Raw genomic sequence first — 19,506 nt, 5'->3', positions numbered from 1 at the left:
GTTTGCAGTTCTCTGGGCTCTGTTTAGCTCAGCTCGGCCGGGCTTTCTTCGTCAACCGGCGCTGCGTCCGCCTCAGCCTTGGGCAGGCGAGCCACCCAGAAGAAGCCAATGGCGCAGGAGATCACGGTGGCGGCAATCAGGAAGATGAACATGTTCTGCGGCCCGCTGGAGATCAGTGCCGGGGTGAACAAAGCCACCACCGCCACCACACCGCGGGTCACGGCGATCATGGTTCCCTGGGCGGTGCTGCGCAGCAGGGTGGGGAATAGCTCCTGGGCCCAGACCTTGAACATCGGCTCGCCGGCAATCGCCCCGCCAATGGCGAACAGCACTCCAAAAATCGCCAAGGTCGGCACGGTGACCCCGAACAGGGTTGGAATCAGCAGCCCGACCACGGTGATCAGCGACGCGATCCCGAAGGCCGGCATACGGTATTTGGTGTCCACGAGTTTCATCAGGGTGAGCATGCCGATGATGCTCACGCCTACGGTGACCAGACTGATCAGCGAGGACGTCTGGACCGTGGAGCCGGCGACGTTGACATACAGGTAGGTGCCGAACTGGCCATTGGTGTTGGCCAGGATGTTGGCGGTGACGTAGAACAGGCCCACCGCAATCAGCGGGATCACGTACCGTGAGCGGAACAGCTGCGAAAGGCTGCCGGAGGGTACCGCCTGCGGGTTTCCCTCTTCGGAGGTTTTGCGGCGTTGCTGCAGCTGGTGGGCGTTAAGCCAGAGCGGGGATTCGGGCAGGGTGGTGCGTGCAATCAGCACCAGGATGGCAACCGCCAGCAAGAAGCCATACAGGATGCGTGCCCCGGTGGCGCCCATCCCGCCAAAGATCGCGCTCAACGCAATGATGCTCAACATCCCGGCCATCCACAGCACGTGGGAGAAGGTGATCATCTTGCCCTGCTGCCCTTCCGGGGCGGTCTCGGCAATCATCGCCATCGACACCGGCAGGTCGGCTCCGGCGGCGAAACCCAGCAGGATCAGGCCCACGTAGAGCCAGAGGACGCTGGGGGCCAGCATCAGCGCGGCGGCCCCGGCGACAAATACCAGCATGGTCACGGTGAACACGCGGCGCCGCCCGTAGCGGTCACCCAACCGTCCACCGATCAACGCACCGATGGCAATCATGACGGTCAGCAGCGCAGAGAGCTGTCCGATCATGTTGCCGCTGAGGCCCAAGTCGTCCTGGAACAGGACGAGGGCGGTTCCGGTGGCCACAATGGCTCCGGCATCAAGGAATGAGGCCATCCCCGCGATGGATGCTGTCCACCAAGGGTTTCGAGCCAAAGACTGAGTCACCAACGCCGTTCTCCTTCGAACTATGAATCGTTTCAATTTCACAACATGGTCATGATGTTGTGCGTCACAAAAGATAAGGTAGCACAAATTTCTAACGAGTATTAGATTTTTGTTGAAAGTTGTTCAGAACGGCTAGTCTGAAAACATGAGCAATGCACCCACCAAGCGCGGTGAGTACGCGAAATCAAGGACCAGGCGGCAGGAAATTCTCGAAGCGGCTTTCGAAGTTTTCGCCGTGGGAGGGTACCGCGGAAGCTCCATGCGGGAGATTGCCGAGCGGGTGGGCATGAGTCAGCCCGGGTTGATGCACCACTTCCCCACCAAGGAATCCCTGCTGGTTTCCCTGCTGGAACTGCGCGATGAACGCACCACCGATCACATCAACAGCAACCCTCCGGGACTGGCCACGATTCGCGAACTCATCACCCATATGGTCGCAAACCAGAACTTTCCCGGGCACATTGAGCTGTTCGCCCTGCTCTCCGCGGAGGCCATCGCGGCGGACCACCCGGCCCACGCGTATTTTGCCGAGCACTACCGGCAAACGCTGGACATGATCAGCGCATCCTTTGCCACCATGTCCGCCCAGGGACAGCTGCGCGAAGATGTCTCTCCGGAGCGTTTGGCTCGCCAAATGGTTGCACTGATGGACGGGTTGCAGCTCCAATGGTTGCACGACCGCAGCAGCCTGGATATGGCAGTTGAACTGACCGCTTGGCTGCGCGGCATCAGCACCGTGGAGTTCTGAACTCCTGAAATTTACCCCGCAGGCCGCCAGGCGGCACCCGTTTTTCGATGCCACCTGGCGGACTGCCCATAGGGGAACTACGCCGAAGCGTTTGCCTGCTGAAGCAATTGCAGGAGGTCCTCGCGCTGCAGGTCGGGAGTGAAACTGGACATGCGGCCAATCGGGAAGCTGCCCATCAGCTTCAGCACCTCCCCTTCGGCCTCGCCTTCACCGATAAACGCGGACAGCGCGCCACGGGCCATGGGGCCGGCCACCGGATGCTTGATCAGCTCGGCAATCGTGCTGTTCAGATCCAGGCTCTGGCCCACGGCGTCTCCCTCAAGCTTCAGGCTGGCGGCGGAGCGCAGGTCCCGGCTGGAAGCACCAACTTCGAACAGGTACTCGGCGTCTTCAACCACGAAACGCTCGGCCTTGAGATTCCAATAGGCTAGATCTGCGCGGGATACTGTGAAGCTCACCTCGCGGGTTTCACCGGCAGGGATCTGCACGTTCGCAAATCCCTTGAGCTCACGGGGCGCCCGCTGCACCGCGGAATCCTTCACCGAGACATACAGTTGCGGCACTTCCCGGCCGTCGCGGGTGCCGGTATTGGTCACCTGCACCGTGGCGGTGATGCCCTCCGCGGTCGCCGCGACCGCTAGCGGCCCGTAGCTGAATTCCGTGTAGGACAGGCCATGGCCAAAGGGGAATGCAACCTCCAGCGCCCGTGCGTCGTACCAGCGGTAGCCCACAAAAAGTCCCTCGGAATACCGGACCTTCCCCTGATCACCCGGGAAGTCCAGGTAGGCCGGGCTGTCTTCCAAGCGCTGCGGGATGGTCTCCGCGAGTCGACCGGAAGGGTTCACATCGCCAAAGAGGACATCACTGGTGGCGCTGCCGCCGGCCTGCCCCAACAGCCAGCCTTCAAGGATCGCCGGGACCTGGTCGGCAAAACCAAGCCGTACTACACCGCCGTTGGATAACACCACCACGGTGCGGGGGTTCGCTTCAAAGACCTTGGCCAGCAATTCAAGCTGCGCGGCAGGCAGCTCAATGTGCTCACGGTCAAAACCTTCGGATTCCTCGGCACCCGGCAGGCCAAGGAAGAGAACCGCGGTCTTCGCCGCGCGAGCCGCCGCAACCGCCCCGGCTTCCAGCTCCGGGTCGCGTCCCTCAAGGGTGAAACCCGGCTCAAAGCTGACCAGCTCGGCATTCTCATGACGCTCACGAATGGCATCCAGTGCGCAATCAACGCGAGTCGGGTTGATCAACGAGCTGCCAGCTCCCTGATACCGTGCGGTCCGGGCAAATTCACCAATCACCGCCACGGAATCAGCTGGGTTCAGCGGAAGCAGCGAGTCCTCGTTTTTCAGCAGCACCATGCTGCGCCCGGCAACTTCTCGGGCCAGGGCATGATGGGCGTCGAAATCCACTTCAACCGGAGGCTGCCCGGCAGCCACGGCGGCGCGCTGGGCCAACCGCACCATACGTTCGGCGGCCAGATCCACGTCGGCTTCGTCCAGTTCTCCGTTGCGAACCGCCTCGATGATTTCTTGATCGGTCCGGCCGTTGGATGAAGGCATTTCCAGGTCCAGGCCCGCATGCAGGGCGTTGGTTCGGGTATCTACCGCACCCCAGTCGGAGACCACCAAGCCGTCAAATCCCCACTGCTCACGCAGCACCTCGGTCAACAGCCAACGGTTTTCCGAGGCATAAACCCCATTGATGCGGTTGTAAGAGCACATGACGGTCCACGGCTGCTCTTGGGTCACCACCTTTTCGAAACCCTTGAGATAGATTTCGCGCATGGTGCGCTGGTCAACCTCGGCACTGACCCGCAGGCGGTCCGACTCCTGGTTATTCAAGGCAAAGTGCTTCAGTGAAGTGCCAACTCCTTGGGACTGCACACCGTGAACCAGTGCGGCGCCCAGACTGCCGCTGAGCTGTGGATCCTCGGAAAGATACTCGAAGTTTCGCCCGCACAGCACCGAACGTTTGATGTTGATCCCGGGGCCCAGCAGCACTGCGACCTGGGCGGCGCGGGCTTCGGCGCCCAGCGCCTGCCCCACGCGGGTCAGCAACTGGGGATCAAAGGTTGAGCCCATACCGACAGCCGGTGGGAAACAGGTCGCCGGAACACTCTGGGCCAGTCCCAGGTGATCGTTTCCTTCTTGTTGTTTGCGCACGCCGTGGGGGCCATCGGTCAAGAGCATTGAGGGGATTCCGGCCTCGGGGACCGCCTTGGTTTCCCAGAAGTTCGCGCCACTAGTCAGCGACGCCTTCTGCTCTAAGCTAAGGCCGGCGACAATTTCGGCGGGGTCGCCGTGCTGAAAATCTGTGGACATCTGCGCTCCTTTGGGGACAACCTAGGCGCGTGCAATCGACGCGCTACAAAAACCTTATGACATTCGGTTTTGTTTTCCAAGAGTGCGAGGGATCATAATTTTCAGATTTTTTCCGGGCTACGATAGAACTCATGAAGCAGAAGGGACCCTACGCCAAGGGCATTGCCAAGCGGGAGGAGATTCTCTCCACCGCTCTGGACGTGATCGCCAGAAACGGTTACCGCAGGACCTCGGTCAAGGAAATAGCCGACGCCGTCGGGTTGAGCCAGCCAGGAGTTCTTCACTATTTCAGCTCCAAAGAAGAGCTGTTCACACAGATTCTGCGCAAACGCGATGACCTCGATATGGGCCGGGAACATGAAGCGCCGGAATTCTTGGGCAGGATCAAAGATACCGTCGAGCACAATTCCAAGGTGGCCGGGCTGGTGCGCCTCTACACGCAGCTTTCGGCGGAAGCCACCGACGCAGACCATCCTGCCCATACGTATTTCGCCGAACGCTACGAGCTGTTGCGTGATTCGCTCACCGTCGAGATTCAAGCGGGACAGGAATCCGGTGAGCTGCGCGATGACATTCCGGCCGCGAACCTGGCCATGCTCACCATCTCCGTCATGGACGGAATACAGGTGCAGTGGCTCTATGACCCGTCGATCTCCATGGTTGACCAGCTTTCGCTAGTGCTGACGCTGGCTTCCCAAGCAGGCTGAACACCGGAAAAGAAACATGCCTGAGCAGCTTCGGTGTCGCCGTGTTTTGTCGTGGCGCGATTGATTCCGCGGCCTTCCCGCACCTCGCCGAAGCGCCCGGAGGCGAAACATCCGTCGGCGCATATCAGACACGTCGTGCACTGCATCGATGACCCCGCCAGCATCCGATATCAGGTCCTTACCGATGCCGGTCGGATTCGCGCAGTGATTCCCACCAACGAAAACGGCCAAAAGCCGCAGCGTAGACTCGCAGAAGGAATCATTGGGCATCGCGTACTGCTCGACGGATAACTCTGCTGCCCCGAAAAAGCTCCAGACTTGGTGCTCGCCCAACAATTCGGCATCCATCCGGCTCCGCCAAGGGTGGATAGCTGATGCCGTTCATCTGCGATTCCGCGAAGCTCTTGCAGGTCCGCCGCTGCGTAGTTCCAGACGGGCTCATCGCCGAGATCGCCACGACTCCGACGCTAGTTCAAAAAAATCCCACGAATCAGCCGTTTTATACAGGGTGAAAATTCACAGCGACTCCGATGCCCTCTACGCGCAGCTGGCTTCATACCTCGGCAGTGACGTCGCGTTTTACGGCCACCTCGACACCGCAGGTTTCCCCGAGTCGAGGCACATGATTGTTCATGCTCTCGCTGTTGCCCTGACACCGGAAAGCTGGCTCGATCGGCATCTAACAACCTAGTTCAGCATCGAAACGACAACAGAGGGTGCCAACCTGAATTTTCTGGCTGGCGCCCTCTGTTGGGAGCTGCTGGTTTCGAATCATGCCTCGCCTCCGAAGCCAACGGACAGCAGTGATCCTCGGTATCGCTGCGTTGCAGCGCCGCCTGAAGCTAAGTTCCTGCTTCCCCAAGTTGAGTTGCGCTCATTGCGTTGTATTCCACGTTCTCACTCAGACAGATCCATCATTGGCGCCTTCCGCTTGAATCCACCGGTGACATAACCCAGATAGGCGAATCCCAAGACGATCCAGGCCAAACCGATCTGCAAGGAGAGCGGGCTCAGGCTGGTCCAGAGCCAGATGGTCAGGCACAAACCAATGCTCGGCAACACCAGATAATTGAGCGTCGCGGCTAGTCCCCGGAGGCGATGGGCTAGAAAATAGTACTTGATCACGGCAAGGTTGACGGCTGAGAACGCCACCAGGGCCCCGAAGCTGATCATCGCCGAAACCATTTCAAGACTGGCGAACAACGAGGTCAGCGAAATCAGCGACACGATCAGGATGACGAAAGTCGGAGTCTTAAACCGCGGATGAAGGTAGCCGAAGACGGCGCGCGGAAGAACGCCATCGCGTCCCATGCTGTATAAAATTCGGGCCACCGACGCCTGCGAAATCAGCGCGGAACCAAGCGCGCCGCAGATGAAACCGGCGGTGAAGAAGATCGTCAAGAAGTCGCCACCTGCAGCGAAAATTACCTGAATTGACGCGGAATCCGCATTCTCAAAATCGTGACTCGGGTAAACCAGATGAGACAGATAGGCAAGACCCACAAACATCAGCCCGCAGATCAAGGTGGTCAGCAGAATGGCTCGCGGCATATCCCGCTTGGGATTACGTGCTTCTTCGGCGAAGGTTGTAATCGAGTCGAAGCCCAGGAACGAAAGGCAGAGGATGGCCGCGCCGGCCGCCAGGGGCGCAAACCCTCCGGGTTCGCCATTGCCCCTAAACGGTGCCCAGAAATCCACAGTGACCTGATCCTTGAGATAGGCAACCGAAAAGGCGACAAACAAGATGATAAAGAGAAACTGGAAACCGATGATCACGATGTTGGTTCGAGCCACCGAAACAATGCCTACGATGTTCAGCGCGGTGACCACCACCATTCCGGCCAGCATAAAGGCCCAGGGTGGAACCGCTGGGAAAAACTCGTGCAGGTAGATGCCGAGCAGCAAGTAGTTGATCATCGGCAAAAAGAGATAGTCCAGCAGCAATGCCCAGCCAGCCATGAAACCGATATTCGGCCCGAAGGATCGCTGCGTATATGCATAGGCCGAACCGCCGATGGGGAAGGCCTTGGACATCTGCCCATACGAACGAGCGGTAAAGATCATCGCGACCATGGTGATCAGATACGCCAAGGGCAATCGCCCACCGGTCAGCTCGGTGACAATGCCATAGGTGCTGAAAATCGTCAGCGGGACCATGTAGACCATGCCGAAAAGCACCAAGCTTGGCAAGCCCAGGACCCGGTTCATCTGGTCGGTTGCCGGCATAGCGCCCGGCGGCTTGAGTGGAGTTTTCGGCATGGTGGGCACCTTTCCGTTCGCTACCCAGCGAAACTCACCAACCGAAATTGTGTGGTGTCGAGTGCCAAGTGCCAGAAATAAATGAAGAACGTTCACTAAGATAGTGAGTGATGTCACCCGGCGCAAGGGGTCTTGCGGCGCAGAAATGTTGAACCGGAGTCACAATTCCCTGGATTTGACCCGAAGAACCACCCCTAGATTTGGCCCAATAATGGCATTTCACTAGGCAATACAAGACAATCCAGGGATATTCGCAGGCGGGTCGCGAACCCCCTAGAGACCCTTCAAGAAAATTTATATTGTTAATTTGAATGCAACATTGGTGTTACACGTCTTCGCGATCGCGTTGCGACACTTCGCGCTCAATGGCGGCAATGATCGCCCGCAGGCCAAAGTCGAAAGACTGCTCACTCACCGTCGACCTGGCTTGTTGAGCAAACTTCTCGCCCTGTGCCAGAACATCCACATGACGGGTCTGGCGAACCTTGGATTCACCATCCGGCGCCGAAGTCACGTGCGCTCCGGGGGCTACGATATCCAAGGCGGCGCCCACCACGAGGGATTCAATGGCAATCATGATCATCAGAATGCGCGGGACCGCAACTCCGGCGCGACGAAGGATCGCACCAAGTTCCTCGTAGATGAGCCCGGATTCGGATTCTTCGGTGATCGGAGTGGCAACAATGAGCTCCACCGCCGCCGGGACCCGGAGCAACGAGTCGCGGAACAGCTGCCCGAAATGATAGAGCGCTTCAGGCCAAGGAAGCGCCGAAATGAGACTGCGATCGATGGAGCGAATCATCTCGCGCCGCATGAGATTAATCAGATGCTGACGGCTATCGACATGGTTATAGAGGGCAGGGGTTCGCACACCTAGCGCCCGTGCCAGTCGGCCCATCGAAAAGTCCTCGGCCCCGCCGTCACTCAGCAATGAGAACGCGGTCTCCACGATGAGCCGCTGGGTGAGGATTGGTTTGACCGGACGTCCGGCAACACGGTGTGACGTAGAGGACATGCACTTACTCCCTTGGTTATTTCCTATCCAATCATGGACAGCATGCCGGTCAGTGATTAGACTCATCAATAATTAAGACTGTTCATTTAGGAAGTTGAGCCGATGAAAACACCCGAAATCATAATCCTCGCAGACACCATTCACAGCCTCGACGGGGAGAAAAGGTACACGGCCATGGGCATCGCTGCCGGGGTGATCACCCACTTGGGCTCACGGTCCGATGCCGCTGGCTGGACCGGAACGCACACCAGAATCATCGATCACGGGGAAGCGACCATCACCCCCGGACTCGTTGATGCCCATATTCACCCGATCTTCGGACAGTCGGTTGCCCGCGGGGTGTTTTTAGGTGATGCCAAGGACCTTGACGATGCAAAAGAAATTTTCGCCCGTCACGCAGCGACTATCCCCGATGACCGTCCGGTTCTGGGCTATGGCCTGAACATGACGATTTTCGGGTCGGACGAACCACATGGCGGCCTACTCGATCAGGCGGCCCCCGGCCGGCTCAGCTATGTGACCTGCTTTGATGCGCATTCGGCGCTCGCCTCGCAGCCCATGCTTCAGGCCGCGGGCATCACCGGAACCGAAAAATTCGACGACGCATCCAGCATTGTGGTTGACCCTGCCGGAAACCCCACCGGCTACATCCGGGAGTTTTCCGCTATGACGCTGCTCGAATCAGCACTGCCACCGCAAACTCTGGAGGACAAGGTCGAAGGGGTGGTGCAGTTACTGCGCAGCATGGCGTCCTGCGGCCTGACCGGAGGTGAAATGCTGGATTTGGCAGACCCGGATTCACTGGAGATTCTTCGCCTGGTGGAAGAGCGGGGCGATCTGCCGATCAAACTTCGTGTCGCACCGTGGATTATGGCCAGCGACCCTGCGGAACAGGTGCAACACCTGATCACGCTCCAGGGGCAGCGCGGTCGACGCTGGCAGGTCCGCGGGATCAAGCTGATGATCGATGGAACCATCGACAACGGAACCGCGTGGCTCTATGCGCCAGACAGCGAAGGGGAATCCACCTCATCACTCTATTTGGAACCGCAGCGCTACATTCAGAATCTGAACACGTTCTCCCAAGCAGGCATCACTACCACCACCCACGCGATCGGTGACCAAGGGATCGGTTTTGTCATTAAGGCCATCTCCTCCCTGCCGCGCAACGGCGTGGCTCACCGGATCGAGCACCTCGAAGAGCTGACCGACGAGGATTTCAGTGCACTGCAGGCCAGCGGCGCAACGGTGAGCATGCAGCCAACGCACTGCACCCACTTTGTGCGGGCGGACGGCTCGGATCCTTGGTCCCGCCGGCTAGGCAAACACCGCGCCTCATTCGCATTCCGCCTGCGTGATGTGCAGGATGCAGGGATGGTTTTGGCGCTTGGCTCTGACTGGCCGATTGCTCCCTATGATCCCCGATTGATCCTCGCCGACGCCCAGACCCGCCGACGCACCGAGGTTCCTGGCAGCGATACAACCCAGCCGCGCCACAAACTCAGCGCCCGCGAGGCGCTGGAAGGTTATACCGTGAACGTTCATGCAAGTACGGGGGTTGATGCCGGCCGGCTGGTTCTGGGTGCCCCCGCGGACCTGACTGTTTTTGCCGCCGACCCGCTGGAACTGACTCCCGAGCAGCTATGCACGGTAGAGGTGGTGGGAACGTACCTGGACGGCGAGCCGGTGAATTCCAGCGACCCGATGCTGACCGCCTCAAACACTGCGGATTGATCCTACCGGCGAGCGCCCAACGGCACTAGTGTACAAACTAGACCAACCCTGTTCTCGGTGCCATTGGAGCTTTGCGTGAATTCAGCCCTTCGTTTGCCCAGCCTTGATCTGCCCGACCCGCGAACCGCGCCGCCGCTTGGCTGGGGCATCGTGGGGCCGGGCTGGATTGCGTCCCAGTTCGCCACCTCGCTGATAAACCTCACCAATTCCCGGGTGGCGGCGGTCGGCTCGCGGACGGAACAGCGCTCCGCTGATTTCGCCCTGCGTTTCGGCGACTCGCAGACCGCGGCCTATGGTTCCTATGCCCAGGTCTTCTCCGACCCAGCGGTTGACGCCGTTTACGTGGCGGTGCCGCACAGCGGGCACCATGAGCTGGCGTTGGCAGCCATCGCCGCAGGCAAACCGGTGCTGGTTGAGAAACCGCTGGCGTTGAACGCTGAGCAAGCCGCGCAGATCGCCCAAGCGGCCCGCGACGCCGGGGTGTTTGCCATGGAGGCGCTCTGGTCTCGGGCGCTTCCATCCGGTCGCGTCATCAAGGAGGTTCTGGAGCGCGGTTTGCTGGGCGAAGTGCTAACGGTCCATGGGGATTTCGGGTCGTGCGTCGAATTCGACCCGGCCTCCCGCTTGTTCGACCCGGCGCTGGGCGGTGGGGCACTGCTGGATTTAGGAGTTTACCCGGTGGCCTTGGCATCCCTGGTCAGCCCCGCGCAACAGGTGCTTCATGCCAGCGGGAGGTTGGCTCCCACCGGTGTGGATTCCACCGTCAACGCGCTGCTCCTGAACCAGAATGGCTCCACCGCCAGTATCTTCACGAGTGTCGAAACGCAGACACCGCAACGCACCTGGATTGGCGGAACCCGGGCAACCTTGGAGATCGAACGGGCCATCTACGCTCCGGCGCAGCTGGTCCTGCGTGATGCCGATGGCCAGATCGTTGATACCCAGGACTTCACCGAGCAGTCCCCTGCCGCCGGCCTGGGTTGGGAAGCGGCGCATGTGGCTACCTGTCTGGCGGCCGGGCTGCTTGAGTCAGAGTTGCTGCCGTTGGATGAGTCCGTGTCCATTGCCCGTACCCTGGACCAGATCGCCGCTCAGCTTCGCAGTGCCTAAACTTGGATCCACCGATTAGAATCCAGAACCAGCGAGACCAGAATTTACTGCGATGCTCGGGTAGAAACACACGGGTTTCCGGCTTCGGGTCGCCAAAATAGTCGGTCCTACTACAGGCGATGTTCCACAAATACTGACAGGGGACCAGCAACTACAAGGCTCACAGTTGGTTTGTCTCTCGCCTATGTTTGGCTTGTTGAGCAGCTTAGCTGTGTTTTGAGGCGCAAGGAAAGGATCATTAGTCATGGCTAGCCCAGGTTGGGGTGCTGCTATTGGTTGCGCAGTGTTGCTCGTAGTTTTGAATTCGACGTTGTGGATTTTTGTTTCTCAAGCAGCGTCAGGCGCCAAGCGTAACCACCTTTCGGGAATTCGATTGCCTGCCTTGATGAAGAGTGACGAGGCTTGGCACGCCGGCCATGTCGCAGCCAGTGTAGCGATGCCACTCTATTTCGTTGCCGCAATGATTACGGCAGTTCTGTCAGTACCGTTGCAGTTGTTTCCAACCGTGTATGTGGTAGTCCTTTGCTTATCGATGATTTTGAGCGTTACATCATTGCTTGTGGGAAGCATTGTCGCTGTAAAAGCCGCCAAGAAGATTTGAAGGATCAGTGAATCGTCCCGGGTTTCAGGAAAGTGTTGTTGGCAGCGATACTCGTAGCGCGAGTGTAAATCTTATGTGGATTCGTCATGGCGAAAGTGATGCAATGATCATAGCTTCGAGGTGCTCAGCTGCTTCACGGCTGTCGACGTCGTTACTATTCCGCATCTCCCAATACACTAGCGCTGCATCAGCAAGGTCTAGGTCCTCAAAGCTGGGGAAGGTTCCGACCTCGGTTAGCCGCCACACAGTGGGATCTTCAGGAATGCAGGTGATCAGAGTGGCTTCTTCTAGCGGGGCGGGGACAAAGCCGCTCCCGGCAAGGTCGACAGGGCTATCAATGAAGATCCGACCTCGCGTCGGGAGTTTCCATGGCTTCAACCGGTCCGCGGCTACGTCCCCACTCACTAGAGGGCGCGCGTCAAGTAAACGGGCTTCTTTTACAGCATTCAGCGTTTGCATAATGATGGGTTCCAGGCTGTACCATCCGAACTGCTGTCCGCCAGCCCCGGGGTATTCTTCCCCCCATTTCGCAAGCAACTCCTTGGGCGCCAATAGATGCGTTCCGGTAGATGTGCCACTCATCCAAGGTCAGAGATTCTTGGCAGTCTTTGAGACTATTGATTTCCAAATACCAATGCTCCGCTTGTTCCTGCTCATCCCCATCTGACGGAGCGAACGCAATCACATACTCACCCTTTCTGCAAAACGACTAAATCATTTGCGAAGCAGATAACCGATATCTGCATCCATGCTCAGAACGATACGCGTTCCTTGTCCCGTACAACAGGACAACGGGCGGTGGACACAACATGAAAAAACGAATAATCATATACGTGGCGTTGCGGAGGCATGTTTCTAAGATTGGTAGCCCAAGCCAAGCTCCTGGCGCTCAAGAATATTTCCCAAAGACCAGCGTCGGCTTGAACTGAAGATGACATTAGGTTCAGACTTGGGATAGGTATTTTTACAAAATGTAGAAAAGTTCCTTGAGAGTAGCCACCTGTTCTCAGTAAACATGGTCGTCAGTAGGAGTTGGGACAAAATGTTATTGCCAGTCAATGAAGGGCTAGGGGAGGTCAGTGAACTACTAATGCTGAGCGCATCACTGATTTATCTGATGGCTTTCATTTTTTTCGCCTGGGATATGGGAACACTCTCCACTTTGCGAGTCACCACCAGAAGCAAAGCACGGGCTCATGCAGGTACACCGCAGAGCCAAGTCGCCAGCAGCGCAGGGGATGCAGCCTCAGAACGCGACACACAACCACCAACCAAAACTGGTAAGGTCGCGCTGGGCCTCTCGGTTCTCGGATTCATTGTTCACTTGGCCGCCGTTACAACTCGTGGGGTTGCCGCGCGCCGTGTTCCATGGGGGAACCTATATGAGTACTTCACAACAGGAGCACTAGTTGTAGTCACAGTATTCTTAGTGTTACTAATATTTAAGAACTTACGCTTCCTAGGAACATTCATCATTGGAATCGCCCTACTGATGATGTGTGCAGCAACGATCGGGTTTCCAACCCCCGTAGGGCATCTCGTGCCGGCACTTCAGAGCTACTGGTTAATCATCCATGTTTCAGTAGCGGTTATCGCGTCGGCACTTTTCACGGTGAGCTTCGCCCTAGTCATCCTCCAGCTACTCAAAGCCCGCGCAGAAGCAGGTGGGTCAATAAGACGCTGGATTTGGTTAGAACGAGTTCCAAGTAGCAACGAACTCGATAATTTGTCATACCGACTCACAACCGTTGCATTCGCCTGCTGGACTTTTACCCTGATAGCTGGCGCGATATGGGCTGAGCAAGCTTGGGGCAGGTACTGGGGCTGGGACCCCAAAGAAGTCTGGACCTTTGTCATATGGGCAGTCTACGCAGGATACCTACATGCTCGCTCTACAGGCGGCTGGCGAGGAACCCGCTCTGCAGTAATCAACATCGCAGGGTTCACATGTATCATCATCAACTCAACATTAGTGAATGTTTTTGCAAACGGTCTACATTCCTACGCGGGCCTCGACCAGTGACGCACCCTCGTAACAAAAAGTAATTTAACAAATATGTCCATTGCAATCACTGTTCACTGCTAGCATGAACACAGGAGGCAAGTAGCTCCACGAAGTAACACTATTGATAAAATGAACTTGTCAATTGATTTAATCAAGACGAGAGCGTTCCGAAAGGGGACAAAGCATGAAAAAGAGCACTTATGTTGCACCCGTACTGACAGTTGCCGGTGACTTCCACGACGACACGCGCGCAGTAGCCGGACTTGGCTTCGACTGGTACCTGCTAGCACGCTCGTGAGCGAATTTTTGAACAATTCTTCGATGGCCCTATCGGAGAAGCGTTTCGGCCGTGGAAACGATTGGTTTGTTATCTTTGAAGATAACGCTTACTCCGCTTCCACGGCCGAGGTCGTTCTAACCTGGGCTAACTTTATTCTCAGATATGCTTCTGGCAGGCCGTTCTTAGTCGCTAGGATGCTGCACACCCCTGTGAACTACCATCACACTGCTGCTCAGTCTGCAGTTGTTTTAGGGCATACTGACATAACGTCCTCTCAACATTTGGAATCCATTTTTACCGGTACGCAGATTGCCCTGGACACTCTGCCCGGTGACACTTTCCGAATTATTCGCGAGGAGAACCTGCTAAAAGTGCGCGGAACAGTATCCGGCACTCGAAAAGTTTTCGTATCAACAGCGAAACCAAAAAATCAATTCATCTCTTCAAATGCCGATATCGCAGCATTTCTAGCGCAGTCTGACCTCAACCACGGCTCTCTTGCGGCACGTCTCTTTTTTCCAAGTGTCCCATATGCGCTCAGCCATGCTTCCGTCTGGAACAACGTCTCCGTGCTGCCTGAGGGGCACGAATTGATTTTGAATCTAGATACTGGACGAAGCATTTACAAACAGTTTTGGCATGTACCTCAACCAGAGCTATCGCTTGATGACGGCGCCGAGAAATTTGCAGTGGCCCTCACGGAAGCCATCAAAATTCGCAGCATAAAACCTCAATGCGGTGCGGACGTATCAGGCGGTCTGGACTCAACTCCAATCGCATATATCGCAGCAAATAATACGAGAAGCCCTCTGGTTACTTTCTCCTCGGGAAGTTCCGATGAACTTCATGACGATTTGTCATGGATTGACAGGAGCTTTAGACACTTTCCTGAAGTGAGAAAAATTAGGGTTACCCCGAGTGAAATCCCATCGCCATTCGAGGACTTCAGTAAATGTCCAATAGCGTGGGATGAACCGTTCATTGGCGCCGCTCAGTGGAAACGCATCAGTTACACCGCTGGGCTTTTGCGATCCGAGGATGTGAAAACACACTTATCGGGACATGGTGGCGACGAAGTACTCCTCTCCCCCACGAGCTTCATCCACGATCTTATACGGCAAAAGCCGTTACTTGGATACCGCTTGGGGCGTCAGTATAAATCGCTTTACCATTGGGAAAGATCCTCGCTAAGGCGTCTCATCACTGAGCGGATAAGCTATAAGTCCACCCTAATTAAAGAGCTCCGTAACATCAAAAAGCCTAGCCCGGGAGTTCGGGATGCCGCGAATCCGTGGAACATTCAGTCCTTCCGCGCAGCTCCTTGGATGAGTGATTTTGCCGTGGAATCTGCCAGTAAATTCTGCAACGAAACAATTGAGGGCATACAGGAGCCCGCGCAATCTAGAACTCAATCTGCAGGAATCGAAAGCATATTAACTTCAGGGAATGCCGCACGAAGCATATCAACAATAATGGGTAACTATGGGATAGATTTTAACACTCCATTCTTGGATGAAAAGGTGATTTCTTCCGCACTCTCAATACGCCCAGAAGATAAATCTAATCCTTTCGTGTTTAAACCACTAATCAAAAAAGCGATGTCGACTTTGGTTCCGCATGAAATTCTCAGCAGGCCCACTAAAGCGGATGGCACTGCAGATGTGCATCGAGGTCAAAGCGTAAACTCTGAGTTTATCCTCGATTACATGGAGACTTCAATTCTTGGCTCGATGGGTTTAATCGAATTTGAAAAATTTAGATATTACTTCTCCAATATGTCGCTGGGACAAGTGCCTCCGGTAGCGTTCTGGGCAACATTGAGTGTTGAGAACTGGTTACGGTCGCATAATTGACTCCATGACCTTATCCAGCCTTGGCTACAACGCGGTTTAACGTCTGAAGGTATCCGGCGGGAAAGGGCTCTCTGATGGGCTCTCCGTTCACTTCTAGCCAAGCATGTGCCATGAATGGTTCTCTCCGAACGCCAACGCACCATTCCGGCCATACACCGTTCATTCTGCAAAGTATCGATACTGCAATAGAGCGAGGGAGGCATCCTTGCCCTGCGCAGACCAGGCTAATCGCTACCACAGAGTCGATCGCCCTAGAGACCTCAACGGCGGTTGCTGGCCGTGCCCTTCGGCTAAGAAATCTTTGAATTTTCTCAATCTGATAAGGTTTCGCCTTAGAAATCAAACCTGCTACAAGTACTGAAATTCGCGCTCGTATTGATTGCGTCGGTGGTTCCATCGGACGCATGAGTTGTTCGCTGGAAACCATTATTCTACCAGCCCCTTCTTTTTCAACAGATTCGCTAGGCTCTCAATATCCTGCGCGCATGAAACTGAATCGACACTGAATTCTGACGACAAGTATGACGCTATTTCTCCTATCGTCTCCCCAGACAAGAGTCGATGGAGGATTATGCTTCCAGTTGCATTGAGCTGAAAATATGTTCCCCTCTTGCCGTCGAGTAGGTTGGCCCCATTGTCATCACCGGCAAGCGAGACATGTTTACACAGCTTCATCAAATTTCTCCTTTACGTAACCTGAGAATTTTATCATTCGTTAGAACTAGTCGAGTATAATCATGACTTAATATAGCCAAGGGGTATTATGTCGATTCCGTTACCAAGCAGTGGTCCAGAACTTAGCCATCCTTACCAATTTTTGAGTGACCAAAGCCGCAGTGGCGGCGTTCCCGTGAAACTCTTTACCGGCCAGTCGCTTCGCATGTTCACAACATATTCTGATGTCAAAGACGTACTAACTAGCCCGAGCTTCACTCGGACACCTCCTCGTTCAGAAGGGGCCAGGGAGGGCTTCATGAAAAAATTTGAGGATCTTATGCCTCCAGTAGACAGGATCCGGAAGCTAACTCTGCCCGCTCTGAGCCAACGGAGGATGGCCGGGACTTCTTTCGAGATACTAAATCTTGCTGAGACTGTTTTGGATAGCCTCTGCAAGAGAGGTAAAAAGTTCGATCTGTTTACCGAATACTTCTTAACTGTATCTGCACAAAGCCTCAACGCTTGGCTGGGAGTCCCTAATGCATACCGTGGTGAGCATGAAAGACTCTACTCCCGACTTAGCCCCGATCTAGGTAAAGGCGAGGACAGTAACCCGGAAGATGCGCTTGAACAACTTCTAGATTCATTCGTTCGCATTGCATCCAATGATTCAATCGCGCCCGGATTGATTGATGATTTGCGCAGAAAGCAAGTATCGCCGACCGAGACTGGCACAATATGCTGTTTGATGGTCATGGCAGGTCTCGAGCCAACAGCGAACGCTTCCGCTTTAGCCTGCCTAGCCCTCGGTATCAGTGATATGTCGAAAGTCTTTTCATTTAGTGACTTAAACGTTGATGAACTTCTCCGATTCGATGGCCCGGTATTCCCTGGTGCTTTCCGGTGGGCAACCGAGGATACGAATATTGGGGGTACTGCAGTTTTCTCAGGCGAGATGATACTGCTTAGCTTGGCTGCTGCAAACAGAGATGAAAGCGTTTTCCCGTCCGCAAAAGATCTTGTCCCGAGTCGCCCAAATGCATCTCAACACCTCGCTTTCGGGGCAGGATTAAATCGGTGCGTTGGGGCACCCTTAGCTAAAATTATTATACAGTCGTCAATTACCGTTATAGAAGACTTTGAATTCCGAAAAATTGAAACGAAATGGCGAGATTTTGCACTAAGAGGATTCGTCTCTATTCCTGCTGTCCCGGCATGATTCCAACCAGCAGGGATCTCGCTTGTGCATTGCGTGACGATGCGGCTCTTCAGGATTGAGGGTGTAACCGCGGCCTAAACCCGCCGGTCTCCAACAGCGACCGTGCGATATAGTGCGTCGAATTCTTGAATCCCAAGGCGATACCCCGCAGATGTTCCAGCCAGCCGTTGCTTCGGTAGGCCCGTTCGAGCTACCGATATGGTCAAAATACGCGAGGATGTCCGTCCTTCTGCGCCACAGTGTCCCGCCGAGCTTCTGCAGCTCTGGCAACCCTTTCGGTACCTTCGTCCCGATCTCGGCGATGAGTTGCTCTATCGCCCACCGGCCAACCTCGGGCTTCGGGTGCCGGTAGGCATCAACCATCCGCTGATACACGCTCCAGACCAGTTGCACTGGCTCATGCTCCGGCTGTTTGAACAGGGATTCGAGCTTGGCTTTCTGCTTTTCCGTGGCCAAGGATAGCCCCGTGGTCAGGGTGCGCCGAGCCTTGTAGAGAGGATCTTCTTTGCGTCCTCGCCGGCCGTGGACCTCGCGCTGAACCCGCTGCCGAGTTTGATCCAGGGCTTCGGAGCCAAGCTTGACCACATGAAACGGATCCAACACCTCCACTGCCTGGGGCAGTTCCTCAACGGCTGCGGTTTTAAAGCCGGTGAACCCGTCCATCGCCACAACTTCAATGCCTTGCTTCCAGTGCTCATCTTGCTCAGCCAGCCAGGTTTTGAACACGGCTTTGGAACGGCCTGGAACCATATCCAGCAGCCTGGCAGTGCCGGTACCGTCACGCACTGCGGTGAGGTCCATGATCACGGTGACGTACTTGTCTCCGGTGCGGGTATGCCGCCACACGTGTTCGTTCACGTCGAGGACTTTGACGCCGTTGAAGCGGGTGGGGTCGTTGATGAGCAGGCGTTGACCTTCGGCCAGTACCGCGTCATTGGCGGTGTTCCAACTGACGCCGAGGCCTTCAGCGATGCGGGAGATGGATAGGTGTTGGCAGACCAGCCCGACCAACGCCCAGCGTAGTCCGGTTTTACTGATTTTCTGCCGTGGGTCGGCGGCTCGGGTGAGGTCTTCACGCCACAGGTGTTGGCAGTGGGCGCACCGGTAGCGGCGGTGTTTGATGACCAGGGTGGTGGACCGGGCCGCCAGCCGAAGGGTTGGTGGGCGAGCCGGCGGGTGACGGTATCTCGGGGAATGCCCGTTGCACCGCACGTACGGCACCACGGGTTCGGGGTGGTGACCTGGCAGAGGATCTCGGCTTTCGCTTCGTTCACGTGTTGGCCGGTCACGGTCAGGCCCAGGCCGTCAAACCCGGCGAAGGTCGTGAGGTCTGGTGCGGTGAAGGTAGAATTGAGCAACGTCGAGGTCTTTCAAGAATGGTGAGTGTGGTAACTTCCATTCTTCTGGAAGGCCTCGACTTTTTCGGGCTCGGCGACATGCCCGGGATCCGGAGTGTTGGTTTGAAACGGTTACACTCTTATTTCTGAAGAGCCCGTTGTGACAGGCGTCCAATTTCTTGGCACCGCGCCCTCATCAGCAATCACCCTGCTGCCTTCCCAGCCTCGGTGGCAACACCCCCGGATCATTGGTTGGACAGGGGCAAGACACCATGCCGAGGCTGGTCGGCCGCCAGTCCCTATGAGCCTCTTTTGAGGGACTATCAAAAAGATAACGGGATTGGTGA

The 19,506-nt window shown here is 56.2% G+C and carries 16 protein-coding genes; 9 read left to right on the top strand and 7 right to left on the bottom strand.

Annotation, left to right across the window (positions count from 1 at the left end):
* Window positions 1–23: 23 nt before the first annotated feature.
* Window positions 24–1,310 (bottom strand): MFS transporter, encoded by a 1,287-nt coding sequence (locus ACIOWL_RS13560; protein ID WP_400385979.1) that lies wholly within the window; start codon window positions 1,308–1,310, stop codon window positions 24–26.
* Between the two features lie 145 nt (window positions 1,311–1,455).
* Here ACIOWL_RS13560 and ACIOWL_RS13555 point away from each other — a divergent pair, with 145 nt between their 5' ends.
* Window positions 1,456–2,058, top strand: coding sequence for a TetR/AcrR family transcriptional regulator (locus tag ACIOWL_RS13555; RefSeq protein WP_400385976.1), 603 nt, complete (start codon window positions 1,456–1,458; stop codon window positions 2,056–2,058).
* A gap of 77 nt (window positions 2,059–2,135) precedes the next feature.
* Here ACIOWL_RS13555 and ACIOWL_RS13550 read toward each other — a convergent pair whose 3' ends face one another.
* Window positions 2,136–4,382, bottom strand: a complete 2,247-nt coding sequence (locus ACIOWL_RS13550) for a glycoside hydrolase family 3 C-terminal domain-containing protein (protein ID WP_400385973.1) — start codon at window positions 4,380–4,382, stop codon at window positions 2,136–2,138.
* A gap of 131 nt (window positions 4,383–4,513) precedes the next feature.
* Here ACIOWL_RS13550 and ACIOWL_RS13545 point away from each other — a divergent pair, with 131 nt between their 5' ends.
* Complete coding sequence (locus ACIOWL_RS13545) at window positions 4,514–5,089, top strand: TetR/AcrR family transcriptional regulator (protein WP_400385970.1); 576 nt, start codon at window positions 4,514–4,516, stop codon at window positions 5,087–5,089.
* 897 nt (window positions 5,090–5,986) lie between these two features.
* Here ACIOWL_RS13545 and ACIOWL_RS13540 read toward each other — a convergent pair.
* Both ACIOWL_RS13540 and ACIOWL_RS13535 read right to left on the bottom strand, forming a co-directional pair.
* Window positions 5,987–7,348, bottom strand: coding sequence for an APC family permease (locus ACIOWL_RS13540; RefSeq protein WP_400385967.1), 1,362 nt, complete (start codon window positions 7,346–7,348; stop codon window positions 5,987–5,989).
* 325 nt (window positions 7,349–7,673) lie between these two features.
* Window positions 7,674–8,363, bottom strand: coding sequence for a TetR/AcrR family transcriptional regulator (locus ACIOWL_RS13535; RefSeq protein WP_400385964.1), 690 nt, complete (start codon window positions 8,361–8,363; stop codon window positions 7,674–7,676).
* Window positions 8,364–8,465: 102 nt separating this feature from the next.
* On the opposite strand from ACIOWL_RS13535, the gene ACIOWL_RS13530 reads away from it, so the two are divergent.
* From ACIOWL_RS13530 to ACIOWL_RS13505, 6 genes are all read left to right on the top strand, one after another.
* Window positions 8,466–10,097 carry an amidohydrolase gene (locus tag ACIOWL_RS13530; protein ID WP_400385961.1) on the top strand — a complete coding sequence of 544 codons (1,632 nt, stop codon included), beginning with the start codon at window positions 8,466–8,468 and terminating at the stop codon, window positions 10,095–10,097.
* Window positions 10,098–10,172: 75 nt separating this feature from the next.
* Entirely contained in the window at window positions 10,173–11,207 is a 1,035-nt protein-coding gene (locus ACIOWL_RS13525) for a Gfo/Idh/MocA family protein (protein WP_400385958.1), read from the top strand.
* Between the two features lie 244 nt (window positions 11,208–11,451).
* Window positions 11,452–11,808: an SdpI family protein gene (locus tag ACIOWL_RS13520; RefSeq protein ID WP_400385955.1), complete on the top strand. Its 357-nt coding sequence runs from the start codon at window positions 11,452–11,454 to the stop codon at window positions 11,806–11,808.
* 1,042 nt (window positions 11,809–12,850) lie between these two features.
* Complete coding sequence (gene ccsB / locus ACIOWL_RS13515) at window positions 12,851–13,831, top strand: c-type cytochrome biogenesis protein CcsB (RefSeq protein ID WP_400385952.1); 981 nt, start codon at window positions 12,851–12,853, stop codon at window positions 13,829–13,831.
* 166 nt (window positions 13,832–13,997) lie between these two features.
* Entirely contained in the window at window positions 13,998–14,111 is a 114-nt protein-coding gene (locus tag ACIOWL_RS13510; RefSeq protein ID WP_400385949.1) for a lasso RiPP family leader peptide-containing protein, read from the top strand.
* A gap of 23 nt (window positions 14,112–14,134) precedes the next feature.
* Window positions 14,135–15,946 (top strand): asparagine synthase-related protein, encoded by a 1,812-nt coding sequence (locus tag ACIOWL_RS13505; protein ID WP_400385946.1) that lies wholly within the window; start codon window positions 14,135–14,137, stop codon window positions 15,944–15,946.
* A gap of 10 nt (window positions 15,947–15,956) precedes the next feature.
* Here the strand turns inward: ACIOWL_RS13505 and ACIOWL_RS13500 are convergent, their stop codons facing one another.
* A complete protein-coding gene (locus ACIOWL_RS13500; RefSeq protein ID WP_400386512.1) occupies window positions 15,957–16,343 on the bottom strand; it encodes a lasso peptide biosynthesis B2 protein in 387 nt (128 codons plus the stop codon).
* A 29-nt stretch (window positions 16,344–16,372) separates the two neighbouring features.
* Window positions 16,373–16,621, bottom strand: a complete 249-nt coding sequence (locus ACIOWL_RS13495; RefSeq protein ID WP_400385943.1) for a PqqD family peptide modification chaperone — start codon at window positions 16,619–16,621, stop codon at window positions 16,373–16,375.
* A 298-nt stretch (window positions 16,622–16,919) separates the two neighbouring features.
* On the opposite strand from ACIOWL_RS13495, the gene ACIOWL_RS13490 reads away from it, so the two are divergent.
* Window positions 16,920–17,822 carry a cytochrome P450 gene (locus tag ACIOWL_RS13490; protein ID WP_400385941.1) on the top strand — a complete coding sequence of 301 codons (903 nt, stop codon included), beginning with the start codon at window positions 16,920–16,922 and terminating at the stop codon, window positions 17,820–17,822.
* Here ACIOWL_RS13490 and ACIOWL_RS13485 read toward each other — a convergent pair.
* Window positions 17,784–19,046: an ISL3 family transposase gene (locus ACIOWL_RS13485; RefSeq protein WP_400385939.1), complete on the bottom strand. Its 1,263-nt coding sequence runs from the start codon at window positions 19,044–19,046 to the stop codon at window positions 17,784–17,786. The two genes, ACIOWL_RS13490 and ACIOWL_RS13485, sit on opposite strands and share 39 nt — an antisense overlap.
* Between the last annotated feature and the right edge of the window lie 460 nt (window positions 19,047–19,506).

The organism is Glutamicibacter sp. NPDC087344 (genome assembly GCF_044744225.1).
Classification (GTDB): Bacteria; Actinomycetota; Actinomycetes; order Actinomycetales; family Micrococcaceae; genus Glutamicibacter.
Note: the sequence above shows the minus strand (reverse complement) of the source record. Positions and strands in the feature narration are given on the sequence as shown.

Excerpts from the sequence above, each read along its gene's own strand:
- ACIOWL_RS13555 (WP_400385976.1), top strand. The coding sequence starts at position 1,456 with ATGAGCAATGCACCCACCAAGCGCGGTGAGTACGCGAAATCAAGGACC.
- ACIOWL_RS13550 (WP_400385973.1), bottom strand. The coding sequence starts at position 4,382 with ATGTCCACAGATTTTCAGCACGGCGACCCCGCCGAAATTGTCGCCGGC.
- ACIOWL_RS13545 (WP_400385970.1), top strand. The coding sequence starts at position 4,514 with ATGAAGCAGAAGGGACCCTACGCCAAGGGCATTGCCAAGCGGGAGGAG.
- ACIOWL_RS13540 (WP_400385967.1), bottom strand. The coding sequence starts at position 7,348 with ATGCCGAAAACTCCACTCAAGCCGCCGGGCGCTATGCCGGCAACCGAC.
- ACIOWL_RS13535 (WP_400385964.1), bottom strand. The coding sequence starts at position 8,363 with ATGTCCTCTACGTCACACCGTGTTGCCGGACGTCCGGTCAAACCAATC.
- ACIOWL_RS13530 (WP_400385961.1), top strand. The coding sequence starts at position 8,466 with ATGAAAACACCCGAAATCATAATCCTCGCAGACACCATTCACAGCCTC.
- ACIOWL_RS13520 (WP_400385955.1), top strand. The coding sequence starts at position 11,452 with ATGGCTAGCCCAGGTTGGGGTGCTGCTATTGGTTGCGCAGTGTTGCTC.
- ccsB (WP_400385952.1), top strand. The coding sequence starts at position 12,851 with ATGTTATTGCCAGTCAATGAAGGGCTAGGGGAGGTCAGTGAACTACTA.
- ACIOWL_RS13510 (WP_400385949.1), top strand. The coding sequence starts at position 13,998 with ATGAAAAAGAGCACTTATGTTGCACCCGTACTGACAGTTGCCGGTGAC.
- ACIOWL_RS13505 (WP_400385946.1), top strand. The coding sequence starts at position 14,135 with ATGGCCCTATCGGAGAAGCGTTTCGGCCGTGGAAACGATTGGTTTGTT.
- ACIOWL_RS13500 (WP_400386512.1), bottom strand. The coding sequence starts at position 16,343 with ATGGAACCACCGACGCAATCAATACGAGCGCGAATTTCAGTACTTGTA.
- ACIOWL_RS13495 (WP_400385943.1), bottom strand. The coding sequence starts at position 16,621 with ATGAAGCTGTGTAAACATGTCTCGCTTGCCGGTGATGACAATGGGGCC.
- ACIOWL_RS13490 (WP_400385941.1), top strand. The coding sequence starts at position 16,920 with ATGAAAAAATTTGAGGATCTTATGCCTCCAGTAGACAGGATCCGGAAG.